The organism is Dankookia rubra, assembly GCF_004355005.1.
Classification (GTDB): Bacteria; Pseudomonadota; Alphaproteobacteria; order Acetobacterales; family Acetobacteraceae; genus Paracraurococcus; species Paracraurococcus ruber_A.
Genome location: NZ_SMSJ01000110.1, coordinates 1 through 15,052 on the forward strand (window position 1 = coordinate 1; position 15,052 = coordinate 15,052).

At 71.4% G+C, this 15,052-nt stretch carries 19 protein-coding genes; 8 read left to right on the top strand and 11 right to left on the bottom strand.

The features are described from left to right. A partial coding sequence (locus tag E2C06_RS38940) for a hypothetical protein (RefSeq protein WP_456305201.1) occupies positions 1-189 on the bottom strand: 189 nt, incomplete at its 3' end. A 3-nt stretch (positions 190-192) separates the two neighbouring features. On the opposite strand from E2C06_RS38940, the gene E2C06_RS31800 reads away from it, so the two are divergent. Next, a complete protein-coding gene (locus E2C06_RS31800; RefSeq protein WP_133292593.1) occupies positions 193-867 on the top strand; it encodes a YggS family pyridoxal phosphate-dependent enzyme in 675 nt (224 codons plus the stop codon). Positions 868-1,028: 161 nt separating this feature from the next. Here the strand turns inward: E2C06_RS31800 and E2C06_RS38080 are convergent, their stop codons facing one another. The 3 genes from E2C06_RS38080 to E2C06_RS31810 form a co-directional block, all read right to left on the bottom strand. Next, positions 1,029-1,205 (bottom strand): hypothetical protein, encoded by a 177-nt coding sequence (locus E2C06_RS38080; protein WP_165982793.1) that lies wholly within the window; start codon positions 1,203-1,205, stop codon positions 1,029-1,031. 139 nt (positions 1,206-1,344) lie between these two features. Further along, entirely contained in the window at positions 1,345-1,854 is a 510-nt protein-coding gene (locus E2C06_RS31805; protein WP_133292594.1) for a L,D-transpeptidase family protein, read from the bottom strand. Further along, positions 1,854-3,038: a GTP cyclohydrolase II gene (locus E2C06_RS31810; protein WP_133292606.1), complete on the bottom strand. Its 1,185-nt coding sequence runs from the start codon at positions 3,036-3,038 to the stop codon at positions 1,854-1,856. The genes E2C06_RS31805 and E2C06_RS31810 overlap by 1 nt, the downstream gene beginning before the upstream one ends. Before the next feature lie 216 nt (positions 3,039-3,254). On the opposite strand from E2C06_RS31810, the gene E2C06_RS31815 reads away from it, so the two are divergent. Beyond that, positions 3,255-3,971: a response regulator transcription factor gene (locus tag E2C06_RS31815; protein ID WP_133292595.1), complete on the top strand. Its 717-nt coding sequence runs from the start codon at positions 3,255-3,257 to the stop codon at positions 3,969-3,971. Positions 3,972-4,000: 29 nt separating this feature from the next. Here E2C06_RS31815 and E2C06_RS31820 read toward each other — a convergent pair whose 3' ends face one another. From E2C06_RS31820 to E2C06_RS31840, 5 genes are all read right to left on the bottom strand, one after another. Next, positions 4,001-4,624, bottom strand: a complete 624-nt coding sequence (locus E2C06_RS31820) for a malonic semialdehyde reductase (protein WP_133292596.1) — start codon at positions 4,622-4,624, stop codon at positions 4,001-4,003. A 107-nt stretch (positions 4,625-4,731) separates the two neighbouring features. Beyond that, positions 4,732-5,292, bottom strand: coding sequence for a NifU family protein (locus tag E2C06_RS31825; protein WP_133292597.1), 561 nt, complete (start codon positions 5,290-5,292; stop codon positions 4,732-4,734). Between the two features lie 121 nt (positions 5,293-5,413). Continuing rightward, a complete protein-coding gene (locus E2C06_RS31830) occupies positions 5,414-5,911 on the bottom strand; it encodes a universal stress protein (RefSeq protein WP_133292598.1) in 498 nt (165 codons plus the stop codon). Continuing rightward, positions 5,911-6,654, bottom strand: coding sequence for a TIGR02186 family protein (locus tag E2C06_RS31835; protein WP_133292599.1), 744 nt, complete (start codon positions 6,652-6,654; stop codon positions 5,911-5,913). Before E2C06_RS31835 ends, E2C06_RS31830 begins: the two co-directional genes overlap by 1 nt. Further along, positions 6,654-7,562, bottom strand: coding sequence for a sulfite exporter TauE/SafE family protein (locus E2C06_RS31840; RefSeq protein WP_133292600.1), 909 nt, complete (start codon positions 7,560-7,562; stop codon positions 6,654-6,656). The genes E2C06_RS31835 and E2C06_RS31840 overlap by 1 nt, the downstream gene beginning before the upstream one ends. A 217-nt stretch (positions 7,563-7,779) precedes the next feature. Between E2C06_RS31840 and E2C06_RS31845 the strand changes: the two genes are divergently transcribed. Both E2C06_RS31845 and E2C06_RS31850 read left to right on the top strand, forming a co-directional pair. Next, a complete protein-coding gene (locus tag E2C06_RS31845) occupies positions 7,780-8,691 on the top strand; it encodes a hypothetical protein (protein WP_241671569.1) in 912 nt (303 codons plus the stop codon). Positions 8,692-8,745: 54 nt separating this feature from the next. Continuing rightward, a complete protein-coding gene (locus tag E2C06_RS31850; protein WP_133292601.1) occupies positions 8,746-9,012 on the top strand; it encodes a hypothetical protein in 267 nt (88 codons plus the stop codon). A gap of 74 nt (positions 9,013-9,086) precedes the next feature. On the opposite strand, the gene E2C06_RS31855 is transcribed toward E2C06_RS31850, so the two are convergent. After that, positions 9,087-10,040, bottom strand: coding sequence for an MlaA family lipoprotein (locus E2C06_RS31855; RefSeq protein ID WP_133292602.1), 954 nt, complete (start codon positions 10,038-10,040; stop codon positions 9,087-9,089). Positions 10,041-10,105: 65 nt separating this feature from the next. Here E2C06_RS31855 and hpnI point away from each other — a divergent pair, with 65 nt between their 5' ends. The 4 genes from hpnI to E2C06_RS31875 all read left to right on the top strand — a co-directional run bounded on the left by hpnI (position 10,106) and on the right by E2C06_RS31875 (position 14,594). Beyond that, a complete protein-coding gene (hpnI, locus tag E2C06_RS31860) occupies positions 10,106-11,242 on the top strand; it encodes a bacteriohopanetetrol glucosamine biosynthesis glycosyltransferase HpnI (RefSeq protein WP_133292603.1) in 1,137 nt (378 codons plus the stop codon). 22 nt (positions 11,243-11,264) lie between these two features. Then, positions 11,265-12,707 carry a hopanoid biosynthesis associated radical SAM protein HpnJ gene (gene hpnJ / locus E2C06_RS31865; protein ID WP_133292608.1) on the top strand — a complete coding sequence of 481 codons (1,443 nt, stop codon included), beginning with the start codon at positions 11,265-11,267 and terminating at the stop codon, positions 12,705-12,707. Positions 12,708-12,804: 97 nt separating this feature from the next. Then, positions 12,805-13,623 (top strand): hopanoid biosynthesis-associated protein HpnK, encoded by an 819-nt coding sequence (gene hpnK, locus E2C06_RS31870; protein WP_206664782.1) that lies wholly within the window; start codon positions 12,805-12,807, stop codon positions 13,621-13,623. Continuing rightward, positions 13,620-14,594: a lysylphosphatidylglycerol synthase domain-containing protein gene (locus tag E2C06_RS31875; protein WP_133292604.1), complete on the top strand. Its 975-nt coding sequence runs from the start codon at positions 13,620-13,622 to the stop codon at positions 14,592-14,594. The genes hpnK and E2C06_RS31875 overlap by 4 nt, the downstream gene beginning before the upstream one ends. 276 nt (positions 14,595-14,870) lie before the next feature. Here the strand turns inward: E2C06_RS31875 and E2C06_RS38945 are convergent. Then, on the bottom strand, positions 14,871-15,052 hold a 182-nt coding region (locus E2C06_RS38945; protein ID WP_206664783.1), incomplete at its 5' end, for a hypothetical protein.

Genomic DNA, 15,052 nt, shown 5'->3' on the forward strand with positions numbered 1-15,052 from the left:
CGCCGGTGCCAGGCCGCGGGCCAGCACCGCCGCGCCGGCCGGCAGCCGCGCCGCGGCGGCGCGCGGGTCCGGCAGCCGCTGCGGGTCGCCGAGCAGGTAGAGCCGGGGCAGGCGCCGGCCGGAAGCCCCGCATCCCGAAACCCATGGGCGTGGCTTGAGCCGTCGGGCCGCGGCCTCTAGCGTCCGCACCGCATGACCAGTCCCGATGACATCGCCCATAACCTCGCCCGCATCCGCGCCAGGATCGCCGAGGCCACCGCCCGCGCCAACCGCCCGGCGAAGGCGGTGACGCTGGTCGCCGTCTCGAAGACCCATCCGGCGGCGGCGGTCGAGGCGGCGCTCGCCGCCGGCCAGCTGGTGTTCGGGGAGAACCGGGTGCAGGAGGCGGCGGGGAAATTCCCCGCGCTGCGCCCGGCCTGGCCCGCGCTCCGGCTGCATGTCATCGGCGCGCTGCAGACCAACAAGGCGCGCGACGCGGTGCGGCTGGCCGACGTGATCGAAAGCCTGGACCGGCCGAAGCTGGCGCATGCCCTCGCCGAGGCCATGACGAAGGAGGGTCGCCGGCCCGACTGCCTGGTGCAGGTCAACGTGGGGGAAGAGCCGCAGAAGGCCGGCATCCTGCCTGCCGAGACCGACGCCTTCCTGCGCACCTGCCTGGAGGAGCTCGGCCTGCCGGTGCGCGGCCTGATGTGCATCCCGCCGGCCGAGGGCGACCCGCGACCGCATTTCGACTGGCTGGCGGCGCGTGCGGCGCAGCACGGCCTGCCGGTGGTCTCGATGGGCATGAGCGGCGATTTCGAGGCGGCGATCGGCTGCGGCGCGACGCATGTCCGTGTCGGCTCGGCGATCTTCGGGGCGCGTGCCTAACCGGCGATCGTCCTGAGTAACAACACCCGGTGCTTCAATCGCTGGCTGAACGGGGGCTGGACCGGTGTTCTCCTGACGCGGTCAGGGCAGTCGGTCCAGCCGGTGCCCGCCCCGGGCAGCGGCGCCAAAGGGCGGGGTGCCGGAGTGGGACGTCTGGGCGGTCAGGCCCGGTGGGCGGGAGACCGGCCCGACTTCACGATGAGCAGCATGCCGCTGGCGAGGAAGGCCACAACCGCCGGCTCGTCCAGCCCGATGGCGGCCAGCCCGCCCCCGGCCAGCGCCAGCAGGGCGGCGACGATCAGGGCATTGTCGAGGATGCGCGCGAAGAAAGGTTGCATGACCCGGGTTTCTCCACCTTGCGTGGTTGTTGCTTGGACGTGACCGGGGCGTAACCCGACCACGCGCAACCTGCCGCCGGAGCAGTCGCCGGGTCCAGGAAAAATGCGGTGCTTTCGGAGGCCGTCCGGCTTGGGCGGTTCAGCCCGGCCGCACCTCGATCGCGGTCAGCCCAGCGGCCAGCGCCGCGCGAAGGTCGCGCTCGGGCAGCGCCACGCAGCCTTCGGTCGGCGCCAAGTCGGGCCGTGCCAGGTGCAGGAAAATGGCGCTGCCGCGGCCGCGGACCACCGGCTGGTCATTCCAGCCGAGCACGCCGACGATGTCGTAGAGCCCGTCCTCGCGCCAGAGATGCTCGTGCCGGGCCGCGTAGGGCAGCCGGACCCGCTGGTTGTAGGCGCGGTCGGCCGGGTCGTCGCACCAGCCATCGCCCGGCGAGAGCGGTTCGACCGGCACCCGGCAAACGGGCGTCGCGGTGCGGTCGGCGCGATAAAGGACCCGGCGCAGCGGCAGCAGCCCGACCGGGGTGGCGCCGTCGCCCTCCCGCTTGTCGGCACGGATCCCGCCCTTGCCCAGCGCGCAGCGCCAGGAGAGCGGACCGAGCCGGAGGATCCCCTCCGGCCCTACCACCGCCAGGCCGGGCTCGGGCCGCATCAGGCCAGCAGGTGGCCGAAGCGGCGGGCCTTGGTCTCCAGGTAGCCGTCATTCACCCCGTTCGGGGCGAAGGAGTGCTGCACCCGCCCCTCCACCGCGATGCCGCAGGCCGCCAGGGCGGCCAGCTTGTCGGGGTTGTTGGTCAGCAGCCGCACCCGCTCAATCCCCAGTTGCTGCAGCATGGTGGCGGCGACCAGGAAGTTGCGCTCGTCGGCGCCCCAGCCGAGGGCGCGGTTGGCGTCGAGCGTGTCCAGCCCGCCATCCTGCAGCGCATAGGCGCGAAGCTTGTTGACCAGGCCGATCCCCCGGCCTTCCTGCGCCAGGTAGATCAGCACCCCGGCGCCCTCGGCCGCCATGCGGCGGATCGAGCCCTGCAGCTGCGGCCCGCAATCGCAACGGAGCGAGCCGAGCAGGTCGCCGGTGAAGCACTCGGAATGCATGCGGGCGAGCGGCGCGGCGCCGCCGGCCAGCGCATCCTCGGGCCGGCCGACCAGGATGGCCAGGTGCTCGATCCCGCCATCGGCGGCGCGGAACGCGACGATGCGGGCATCCGGCGCGGCTTCCAGCGGCACCGCGGCCTCGGCCACCTTGCGCAGGCTGGCCGCGGCGCTGGCGGGATAGGCGAGGACCTGCGCCGCCTCGACCGACAGCAGGTCATGCCGCAGCAGGCCGGGCGCGTCGCGGACCGGGGCGGCGACCAGAGCGGGCAGCAGCCGGCCGAGCTTGGCGAGCGCCAGCGCGGCGCCGGCGAGCGCCGGGGGCGCCAGCCGGTCCGGCCGCGTGCCCTCGGGCAGCAGGCCTTCGGCGGTCGGGTCGGCCAGGCCGCGCAGCGCCGTGGGCTCGAACAGCGGGGGCGGCAGGCGGAAGGCGACCGCGGCTTCCTCCGCCACCGGGCGAAGGCCATGGAGCGGCGTGACCACGGGCGCGAAGGCCGCGGCGCGGGCCGGGGCCAGCAGCAGCACCGGTGCGCTGCGTCCGAGCGCGGCGAGGGTCGAGAGCCCGGCCGCGCCTACCGTTTCCGCCGCGGCGACCAGCATCGTCTCCCCGCCGCCGCGCAGCAGGACCGGCGTGCCGCGGCGCAGCTCGGAGGCGGCGCGATGCACCGCGCGCAGGCCGAGCGCGACGCTGTCCGGCCCGGTCGCTGCCGCAACCGGGTCTGTATCCAATGGGGCTGGGATGGTCATGCTCACGACTGTAGGTCCAAGGCCTTCGCATGGCGCCTGTCGAATGTGGCACCGAAACGGCGGCTGACAGGAGGGTGAACGAAATATTCCATGTGTCCCGACCGCTTGCGCCCGGGGGGATAGGCGCGCCATCTAAAACTTGACAAGGACGCCACGGCTTCGTCATCGACCCTGCCTAGGTGCGTCCGATTGAACCACGAGCAACTGGGAGAAGGAATGGCTGGTCCCCGCCCCGTGCTGATCGTCGACGATGACGCCGCGCTGCGTGCTACGCTCTGCGAGCAATTGGCCCTGGAAGGCGAATTCGCGCCGGAGGAAGCTGGCACCGCCTCCGAAGCCGAGCAGATCCTGACGGGGGCGAACAGCCGGTTCGACGCCGTGCTGCTGGATATCGGCCTGCCCGACGGCGATGGTCGGGAGCTTTGCGTCCGGCTGCGCCGCCAAGGGCTGAAGATCCCGATCATCATGCTGACCGGCGCGGATGCCGAGCAGGACGTGGTGCGTGGCCTCGACGCCGGCGCCAACGACTATATCGCCAAGCCCTTCCGGCTAAACGAGTTGCTGGCCCGGCTGCGTGCCCAGCTTCGGGTCTTCGACAATTCGGAGGACGCGATCTTCCTGATCGGCCCCTATTCCTTCCGCCCTTCGGCAAAGCTGCTGATGGAGGCCGCCCGCAACCGGAAAATCCGGCTGACGGAGAAGGAGAGCGCGATCCTGAAATACCTTTATCGCGCCGGCGGCCGGCCGGTCGGCCGGCAGGTCCTGCTGAACGAGGTCTGGGGCTACAACAGCGCGGTCACCACCCATACGCTCGAGACCCATATCTACCGGCTCCGGCAGAAGATCGAGCCCGATCCCGGCAATGCCCGGCTGTTGCTGACCGAGGGCGGCGGCTACCGGCTGGACGCGATGGCGGGCCAAGCGGCGGCGTGACCGCGGCCTGATCCCGCGTGCCCGGCCGGCTATTCCAGCCGGCACGCCTCGTCGAACTGCAGCCGCGGCGCCCGGGGCTGGTTCCCGGCCGGGTCGGCGTGGCCGAGGTTGACCAGGAAGTTCGACTTCCAATTGGTTCCGGACAGGAAGGCCTCATCCACTCTCCAGTTGTCGAAGCCGCTCATCGGCCCGGCATCGAGGCCGATCGCCCGCGCCGCCAGAATCAGGTAGGCGCCCTGCAGCGTGGCGTTGCGCGTCGCGGTCTGGTCGGCGAGCGACCAGTTGTCGGCAAACCATGATTTCGCATCCGCATGCGGGGAGAGCTTCGGCAACTCGTCGTAGAAGCGGCCGTCCTGGGCAACGATGACGGTCACCGGCGCGCTCATCGTCCGCTCGACATTGCCGGCCGAGAGCGCCGGCCGCAGCTTCTCCTTGCCCTCCCGGGTGCGGATGAAGACGAAGCGGGCGGGGGAGCTGTTGGCGCTGGTCGGCGCCCATTTCAGCAGGTCGTAGAGCTCCTGCAGCTTGGTATCCGGCACCGGCCGGTCCTGCCAGGCATAAGCGGTGTGCGCGGTGCGGAAGAGCTGGTCGAGCGCCATGGCGTCAAGCGCCGTGCGCGCGGGGGTCGTCTGCGTCGCGGGGTCGGTGGTCATGCGGGCCTCCTCGGTCCCGGGCGGATAGCCTGCCCGGGCCGGTTGGCGCCAGCGGAGGACGTCAGCGGGAACGCCGCCCCAAAGGCGTGGTCAGACGGGCGCCTGGTTCAGGCGTCCACCTGCTCCACCGCCACCACTTCCGGCACGTAGTGCTTCAGCATGTTCTCGACGCCATGCTTCAGCGTGGCGCGGGAGGAGGGGCAGCCGGAACAGGCACCCTGCAGATGCAGCTTCACCACGCCCTCGCGGAAGCCGCGGAAGACGATGTCGCCGCCATCGCCGGCCACCGCCGGGCGGACGCGGGTGTCGAGCAAGTCCTTGATCTGCTCCACCACCTCGGCATCGGCGGGGTCGAAATCGTCCTCGCCGTCCTCGCCCGCGCCGTCCAGCACCGGCAGGCCGGCGACGAAATGGTCCATGATGGCCGAGAGCACCTGGGCGCGCAGGCTGGCCCAGCCGTTCGCGCCATCCTCGGTCACGGTGACGAAGTCGCTGCCGAGGAAAACCCGGGCGACGCCGGGCAGGGCGAAGATCCGGGCGGCCAGCGGGCTGCGGGCAGCCGTCTCGGCGCTGGCGAAGTCGGCGGTGCCGCGGTCGCCCATGACCTCGCGGCCCGGCAGGAACTTCAGGGTGGCGGGGTTCGGGGTGCCTTCGGTTTCGATAAACATGGCTCGGGTCCTGACTGTGTTCGCTGCAATCCGGACCAATCTGGTCGGCTTCAGGGCCCGGTGCAACCGGCAGGCCCGCAGGCCGGGCCTGCGGTGTCCGGATGGCTCGTGCGGGTGGGCTTCAGGTGACCCGCTCCAGCTCCCGGTCGTCCAGGCCGCCCGGCACGATGGTCATCGGCACCCGCACCCGGCTGGCATAGCGCCCGGTCAGCGCCGAGATCAGCGGCCCCGGGCCGCTGCCGGTCGAGGAGGCCAGCACCAGAATCGAGATCCGCGGATCCTCCTCCAGCAGCGCCAGCAGTTGATCACGCGGCTCGCCCTCGCGGATCTCGACGATCGGCAGGCTGCCGGTGATCTCCTGCACCTGGGCACCGAGGCCGGAGAGCAGCTTCTCCGCCTCCTCCCGCCGCTCCTCGGCCATCAGCACGCCGACGCCGGCCCACTCGATCATGCCGACGGGCTCCAGCACCCGCAGCAGCGCCACCCTTCCGCCGCCGTTGCGGGCGCGCAGGCAGGCATACCTCAGGGCGACGTCGCGCTCCGCGCTGTCGTCCACCACCACCAGGAAGACGCGGTCCCGCTTGGCCGTCGCCGCCTTCTCCGCCGCGGTCTCGCCCATCAACCCCTCCGGAACAGGACGCTGCCGAGCCACCCCGCCAATGCGGCGGCGATGATGCAGGCCAGACCGTAGAGCAAGGGCTGCGCCTGCGCGACGGTTGCGATGCGATCCGCGGTGCCGACCCGGTCGACCCGGAAGCTCAGTTCTTCCCGCGCGACGATCCGGCGGGACCGTACCAGCAGCACCTCGACCCGGTAGTCGCCGGTCGGCACCGCCGCCGGCAGCGGCAGACGCACGTAGAACAGCCGCGAGCCGGCGATCTCGACCGGCTCGGAATCCTCCAGCCAGAGGCCGGAATTGCGCTCGAGTTCCAGCAGCGCGGCGCGAAAGGCCGGCGACCGGGCGCCGGTGCTGGTCAGCGGCAGGCTGTCGAGCCCGAGCGCGTTCCGCTGCCGCTCCTCTTCCGGCAGGATCTGCCAGGCCGGGCGGCTGCCGGAGATCACGTAGTAGCCCGGCACTTGGTCGAAGCGGGCGGAGGGGCCGTTCACCCAGATCAGCCCGGCGACCGAGACCTTGCGCCGCACCACCACCGGCCGGGTCGGGCCGCGGGCGATCACCAGCACCTCGTCCGCGCCCGGGCCGATCGGCTGTTCGGTGCTGCCGAAGACCACGAGCGAGGCGCCGGTGAAGCCGGTGGTGACCTCGATGTCGGTCCGCGACAGCGCGGCAACCAGCGGCGCCTCCTGCGCCCGGGCCGCGGCCGGCGAGACCAGCAGCAGGGCGAGCAGCCACCACCGGGACATCAGAGCGCCGGCCCGGCGCTGAACAGGTTCCCCGGCGGCCGCAGCAGGCCCCACAACAGGCTCAGCGCCACGCCGAGCACCAGCAGGCCGAGCAGCGCCCGGGTCTCCTCCCCTTTCAGCTTGGTCCCCATCGCAGCGCCGAACTGCGCCCCGGCGACCCCGCCGACCAGCAGCAGCAGGGTCAGCAGGATGTCGACGGTGCCGAGCTGCACCGCCTGCAGCAGGGTCACGTTGGCGGCAACGAACACCACCTGGAACAGCGAGGTACCGATCACGACCGAGGTCGGCATGCCCAGCAGGTAGATCATGGCGGGCACCAGCATGAAGCCGCCGCCGACGCCCATGACCGCCGAGAGCACGCCGATCCCGAAGCCGACCAGCGCCGGCGGGATAATGGATATATAGAGCCGCGACTTGCGGAACCGCATCTTCAGCGGCAGGCCATGCGCCCAGGTATGCTCGTGCAGCTTGCGACGGACCGCCCCGCGGCGGCGCAGGATGGCGCGCGCGCTCTCCATCACCATCAGCGCGCCCACGGTGCCGAGCACAACCACGTAGAAGAGCGACACCGCCAAGTCGACCTGGCCGATCCTCCGCAGCAGGGCAAATAATTGCACCCCTGCGAAGGACCCCAGGAAGCCCCCGGCCAGCAGCACTCCGCCCATCTTGGCGTCGACGTTGCCCCGCCGCCACTGCGCAATCAGCCCGGAGACCGAGGCGCCGAGGGTCTGGTTGGCGCCCGAGGCGACCGCGACCGGGGAGGGGATGCCGATCAGGATCAGCAGCGGGGTCAGCAGGAAGCCACCGCCAACGCCGAACAGGCCGGAGAGCCAGCCCACGCCGAAGCCGATGCCCATCAGCAGGAAGGCATCTACCGACATCTCGGCGATCGGCAGATAGACCTGCATCGCATGTTCCGGATCAGGAGCGGGCGGGGGGAGACCCCGCATGTGGACCCCGTCCGTGGCACGAGCAAGGCAGATTCGGCGGCGGTCTGGCGGGAAGGCAACAGCGTTGCACGCTTGCCATGCCGCGCCCCCAGCCAGTGTTCAGTTCATGCGGAGGCATAGAACTGTATCCCGCGCCTCGCGTTCACCGGTGGCATTAGAACCGGGACCAGATCACATGCAAAGTCAGACCACCGGCGCCACTTACGGCTCCGCCGCCCCCGAAGGCGCACCTTCCCTGCCGCCCCGCATCTCCTGGGGGGCAGTCCTCGCCGGCGGCGTGGTCGCTGTCGCGGTCGGGACCATGCTGAACATCCTCGGTGTCGCCATCGGCGCCAGCACGGTGGATGCCAGCGCCGGCAGCACCCCCGGCGCGTCGAGCTTCGGCATCGGCGCCGGGATCTGGCTGCTGGTCGCCAACCTGATCGGCCTGGCGGTGGGTGGCTATGTCGCGGCGCGGCTGTCGGGCACCGCCGACAGCACCGACAGCGTGCTGCACGGGCTCTCGGTCTGGGCGATCGGCTTCCTGCTCTCGGCCGTGCTGCTCGGCAACGTCATTGCCGGCACCGCCAGCACCGCGGCGCAGGGCGGTGCCTCCCTGCTGGGTGGCTTGGCGCAGGGCGCCGGCAATGCCGCCTCGGCCGCCGCCGGCCCGGCGGGCCAAGCGATGCAGCAGGTGGACCCGAAGGCGCTGGTGGACCGCGCACAGGCCGCGCTGCGCACCGGCGGCGACCCGGCGCAGATGGGCAGCGACCAGCGCAACGCGGAGATAGCGCGGCTGCTGACCCGCCGCGTCACCGACGGTAACCTGCCGCAGGGCGACCGCGACCGGCTGAACCAGCTGGTGGCCGCCGAATACAACATCGCGCCTGAGGAGGCGCAGCGCCGCCTGCAGCAGGTGGAGCAGCAGGCCACCCAGACGGCGCAGGAAGCCGAGCGGCGCGCCCGCGAGGCGGCCGATGCGACGGCAACGGCCGGCGCGGTCGCGGCCTACTGGGTCTTTGCCGCGATGCTGCTCGGCGCCGTTGCCGCGGTGCTCGGCGCCCGGATAGGCACCCGGAGCGCGGTGGCGGTCCGGAGCTATGCCTGAACCGGAATGCTCCACAGGCGTTGGGAACGGCAGAATAAAAGGGAGAATGCAGCCATGCGCCGATTGTCCGCCCTTGCCGTCCTGACCCTGCTGGCCGGGGCCGCCGGCCCCGCCCTCGCGGAGGAAGGCGGCTGCCTGAAGTACGGCGCCGCCGGCGCTGTCGCCGGGCACATGGTCGGCAGTGGCCATGGCGTGGCCGGCGCCGCGGCTGGCTGCGCGCTCGGCGCACATGAGCGCAACAAGGCGGAGAAGAAGGACGCGGCGCAGCAGAAGGCGACCGCGCAGCAGCAGCAGTCGCCGGCCCAGCCCAAATCGAACTGAGCCGCGGCCGGACACACGGGCGCCGCCCGGGCCATTCGGCCCTGGGCGACGCTTCGCGTTTCAGCCCTCGCCGGTCAGTCTTTCCGGGCCGGCTGATAGGCCGCCAGCATCGGCCGCCCGGGCTTGCGGCGGACCGCCAGCTTGCGGTGATGGCGCAGCGCCGCGGGCCGCGCCACCTGCTGCGGGCGCGCCGCGACGGCGGGGACGGCCGCAGCAAGCGGCACCCCAGCGACCGGGGCATCGGCGCCCGGGTCGTCCAGCACGTCGGGCTCGCCCACCGTGGTCCGGCCGAGCTCGGCATCGCGGTGCTGGCGCCAGAGGCTGCGCAGCCGGGCGTAGACGTCGATCGAGCCGGTCCGCAGCTCCTCGATCGTCTCGATGTTCCGCTCCCGCTCGTCGATGCCCTCCGCCACGCCGCGGCCGATGGCGGTCAGGAAGGGGCTCGGGTAGCCGAGCGGGTTGAGGAAGCCGTTGCCGACCATCCCGCCGAGCTCGCGCGGGTTGGATGGACCGACTACGGGCAACATCAGGTAGGGGCCATCCCCCATACCCCAGACCGCCAGGGTCTGGCCGAGATCGGCCACTTGCTTCGGCGGTCCACCGATCGGCGCCAGGTCGAACATCCCGCCGAGCCCGAGGGTGGTGTTGATGACGAAGCGCATGATGGAGGTGCCCGCCTCGACCGGCTTGCCCTGCAGCAGGCGGTTGGCGGCGACGGCCGGTTCGTTGATGTTGTCCAGCACGTTGCGGATGCGCTGCCGGGGCCAGGGGCCGAGCACCGCCCGATAGGCCTTGGCGACCGGCTTGAACACCGCGTCGTCCAGCTTGAAGTTGAGGTCGAGGATGCGGCGGTTGGTGGCTTCGAAGGGATCGGTCGGGTCGGTCGGCTTTCCGGTGATGACGACCGGCGGCAGGGTGCCGTTCTGCGCGACCTGCCTCGGCTTCGCCGCGTCCTGCGCGCAGGCCCCCAGCGTTAGGGACAGGCAGAAAAGGGCGGCGGGCGAAGGCTTCATGCGCGGGGAGACCATGCTGGGGTTTTCCCTTCTAGCGCCGATCCACACGGGCGCGCGACGCACGAAGCCGCTGCCGTTCCGTGGTTGAGGCCGTTCTCGGCGCCCTGGCCGGCCTGGCGGCGCTGGCCGGCAGCGTGACGGCCGTGCTGGCGGCCCGCGCGCTCGGCCGGCTGGCGGCTGCGCTACCCGCCGGCAATCCGCCGCTCGCCGCCAGCATCCTGAAGCCGCTGCATGGGACGGAGCCGGGGCTGGCCGAGGCGCTCGCCTCCACCCTGGCCCAGGCGCATTTGGCGCCCTTCGAGGTGCTTTTCGCCGTGCGCGATCCGGCCGACCCGGCCGCGGGGGTGGCGGAGGCCGCGATGGCCGCGGCCCCTGCGGTGCCCGCCCGCCTGGTGCGCGACCCGCGGCTGCATGGGCCGAACCGCAAGGTGTCCCAGCTGATGAACCTGGAGGGGCTGGCCCGGCACCCCGTGCTGGTGGTGGCCGATGCCGACATGGCCGTGCCGCCGCACTGGCTGACCGCGGTGACAGCGCCGCTGGCCGACCCGGATATCGGCCTGGTGACCTGCCTCTACCGGGGGGAGCCAGGCGATGCGGGGCTCTGGTCCCGCCTCGCCGCGCTCTGGATCGACTGGCAGTTCCTGCCCAATGCCGCGCTGGGGGAGGTGATGGGCCGGGCCAACGGCTGCTACGGCGCCACCATGGCGCTGCGGGCGGAAACCCTGGCGCGGCTCGGTGGCTTCGCCGCGCTGTCCGACCTGCTGGCGGACGACCATGCGCTCGGCGTCGCGGTGCGGCGGCTCGGGCTGCGGGTGGTGGTGGCGCCCGTCCTGCCGGCGCATGTGATGGCCGAGGACAGTTTGCCGGCGCTGGTCCGGCACGAGCTGCGCTGGGCCAGGACGCTGCGATTGCTTGATCTTCCGGGTTATGCGGGCATGGGCGTGACCTTCCCGCTGGCCTGGGGGGCGCTGGCGGCCGTGCTGGTTCCCTGGGGCTGGCCGGCGCTGGTCCTGGCCCTTGCGGCGCGTGTCTTCCTGGCCATCCAGGCTGACCGGGCGTTGCGCCGCGGCCTCAATCCCGGGAGGTTGGCCCTGTTGCCCCTGCGCGATGCCTTGTCATTCGCTATATGGGGGCTCGGGCTGGCCCGCGGCACGGTGACGTGGCAGGGACGGCGCTTCCGGATGCGCCCCGACGGCACCATGGTCGAGGCAGGATGATGAAGGGCGATAGCCAGTGACGATGCGGACCTTGTTCCTCCAGGCGCCCTCCTTCGACGGGTTCGACGGCGGCGCCGGCTCGCGCTACCAGGCGAAGCGGGAGATCAAGAGCTTCTGGTTCCCGACCTGGCTGGCCCAGCCGGCCGCCCTGGTAGAGAAGTCGAAGCTGGTGGACGCCCCGCCGCACAAGCAGACGCTGGCCGACGTGCTGCCGATGGCGAAGCAGCACGACATGGTGGTGCTGCACACCTCGACCCCCTCCTTCGCCTCCGACGTGAAGGTGGCCGAGGCGCTGAAGGCGGAAAACCCTTCGCTGAAGGTCGGGCTTATCGGCGCTAAGGTGGCGGTGCAGGCGATGGAGAGCCTGCGCGACGCGCCGGTCATCGACTTCGTTGCCCGCAACGAGTTCGACTTCACCGTGAAGGATGTCGCCGACGGCATGGACTGGTCGGCCATCAAGGGCCTGTCCTACCGCAACAAGGACGGCGTCATCGTCCACAACGCCGAGCGGCCGATCCTCGAGGACATGGACAGCCTGCCCTTCGTCTCGCCGATCTACCGGCGCGACCTGGAGTACCAGAAGTACTTCATCGGCTATCTGAAGCACCCCTATGTCTCGATCTACACGGGACGCGGCTGCAAGAGCCGCTGCACCTTCTGCCTTTGGCCGCAGACGGTGGGCGGGCATCGCTACCGCACCCGCTCGGTCGGCAACGTCATCGAGGAGATCCGCTATATTAAAGGCAATTTCCCCGGGCTGAAGGAGATCTTCTTCGACGACGACACCTTCACGGATGATCTTCCTCGCGCCGAGGCGATCGCACGCGAGATGGGCAAGCTCGGCGTCACCTGGTCCTGCAACGCCAAGGCCAACGTGCCGCGGGAGACGCTGAAGGTCCTGAAGGATGGCGGCCTCAGGCTGCTGCTGGTCGGCTACGAGAGCGGCAACCAGCAGATCCTGCACAACATCAAGAAGGGCATGCGGATCGAGGTCGCCAAGAAGTTCAGCAAGGACTGCGCCGAGCTGGGCATCGCCATCCACGGCACCTTCATCCTCGGCCTGCCCGGCGAGACCAAGGAGACGATCGAGGAGACGATCAGGTTCGCCATCGAGACCAACCCGCACACGCTGCAGGTCTCGCTCGCCGCGCCCTATCCCGGCACCTTTCTGTTCGACCAGGCGGCGCGGGAGGGCTGGCTGGACACGGCGAACACCGAATACGTGGATGCGCACGGCGTGCAGATCGCGCCCCTGGCCTATCCGCATCTCTCGCACACCGAGATCTTCGACAGCGTCGAGACTTTCTATCGGAAGTTCTATTTCCGGGCGCCGAAGATCGCCTCGATCTGCGGCGAGATGATCCGCGACCGGCAGATGCTGGTGCGGCGGCTGCGCGAGGGTGTGGAGTTCTTCGGCTTCCTGCGCGAGCGGGCGAAGGCGAGCGCGCAGCAGAAGGCAGCCTGAGCCAGGCTCGGCCGGGCGCGGCGCAGGACTGCTGCCGCGCCCGTCGGATAGGCCGTCCAGCGCCATCGAACCACCAGCCAGGACCGGCCGGACCCGCGTGACCTCGCGTCTCATCGTCAATGCCGATGACCTCGGCCTCGCCGCCCCGGTCAATGCCGCTATCGAGCGCGCCCACCGCGATGGCGTCCTCAACGCCGCCAGCCTCATGGTCGGCGAGCCCGCCAGGGCGGAGGGCGTCGACCTCGCCCGTCGCAACCCGGGTCTTGCGGTCGGCCTGCACCTGACCCTGACCGACGGCACGCCGACGCTGCCGCCGAAGCGCATCCCCGCCCTGGTCCAGCCGAACGGCCGCTTCCGCGACGACATGGCCGGGCTCGGCCTGGCGCTGGCGACCAGCCGGGCCGCTCGCGCCCAGCTCCGTGCCGAGATCGCCGCGCAATTCGCCGCCTTTCGCGCGACGGGTCTGGCCTGCGACCACCTCAACGCCCACAAGCACTACCACCTGCACCCGGTGATCGCCGCCATCGCCTTCCGGGAGGCGGCCCGCCACGGCATCCGCGCCGTCCGCATCCCTTGGGAGCCGCCCGCGCTGGTCCCAGGCGCCGGTCGCGCGCTGCTGCCGATGATCCTGCTGCTCCGCCGCCTCGCCGCGCATCACGGCCTGCGCGCGCCCGACCGCGTCGTCGGCCTGCGCTGGTCCGGCGCCTTCACCGCCGACCGCCTGGCCGAGGTGCTGCCGCGCCTGCCCGCCGGCGTCACCGAGGTCTACCTGCACCCTGCCACCGCAGGCGGCTTCCCCGGCGCCGCCCCCGGCTATCGCTACGCCGAGGAGCTCGCCGCCCTGCTTGACCCGCGCGTCCGCGCCGCCGCCGCCCGCCACCCTTCCGGCGGCTACACCGCGATGGTCGGCGCATGAGCCGCCTCGGCCCCCTCCTCGCCCTCGGCGGATTGGCCCTGGCGCTGCTGCTGCTGGCGCAGCAGGACTTCTCCGAGGTCGGCACCCTGCTCGCTGCCGCCGGCTTCGGCCTCGTGCTGGCGGGCCTCGCCCATATTCCCTCGATGGCGCTGAACGGCCATGCCTGGCGCCTGCTGCTGCCGCGGGCAAGCCGCCCGACGCTCCTCGCCATGACCGCCAATGTCTGGATCCGGGAATCGGTGAACGGCCTTCTGCCGGTCGCCCGCGTCGGCGGCGAGATCGCATCCTACCGCCTGCTGCGCGGCGAGGGCGTGGCGGTCGCCCCCGCCGCAGCCAGCCTGATGGTGGACATGGCGATCTCCATCCTCAGCCAGCTCGTCTTCGCCCTGCTCGGCCTCGCCCTGCTGGCCTGGACCGGCGCGGGGATCGGCTGGGGCGGCATCGCGCTGGCCATGCTCTGTGGCCTCTCGCTCGCGGCCGGCTTCATCCTGGCGCAGCGGGCCGAGATCCTCTCCCGCCTTGCCCGGCTGCTGAACGGCGTCGCCGCCGGCCGCTTCCCGACGATGGAGGCACATTCCGCCAGCGTCGACCGTATGACCCGCCGGCTCTGGCGGGTCCGTGGTGCCATCCTTGCCTGCTTCCTCTGGCAGCTCGCGGGCTGGGCGGCTGGCGCACTTGAGATCTGGCTGGCGCTCTACTTCCTTAGCCACCCCGTGGGCCTCACTGAGGCGCTGGCGATCGAGGCGCTGATTCAGGCCGTCTCATCCGCAGCCTTCCTGGTGCCCGGGGCGCTCGGTTTGCAGGAGGCCGGTTTCCTCGGCCTCGGTCTGTTGCTAGGCCTGCCGGCCGAGGTGGCAGCGGCGCTGGCTATTGCCCGACGTATCCGTGACACTATCGTCTTCCTGCCAGGCCTCCTTGCCTGGGTTTGGGCGGAGCGGCGGATCGCGCGGGCAGCGGCCGGCCCAGCCTGACGCCGCGCGCGGCGGAAACTCGCCGACCGCGGCGCTGGGCCGCGCGAAATGCAGGCTTAGTGGTTCATCCGGCAAGTTGCTTGAGGCTTTTTGGCCATCAGCGCGGCGCGGGTACGGCTCGGGTTGCTGCTGGACGCCTTCGTGCCGGCGGGGCCGGTGCTGTTGGGCCTCGACGACACGATCGAGCGGCGGCGCGGCAAGCGCATCAGCGCCAAGATCCTATGGGGCGATGAGTGGCGGCAAGCTGTCTGGCAGAATGCACCCGCTCACCAGCAATCAAGAGGCGACGATGCCGACATCTGCACCTTGCTCTGCTCCGGCCGCGATCGACGTCACTCTTGCCGCCATCTTCGTGTCCCTTGAGCTGTCCCGCTCGACTTGGCTGGTCACTTCGCTCTCGCCAGGCAGCGGAGAGAAGATGTCCAAGCACTCCATGCGAAGCGGCGATGTCTCGGCAC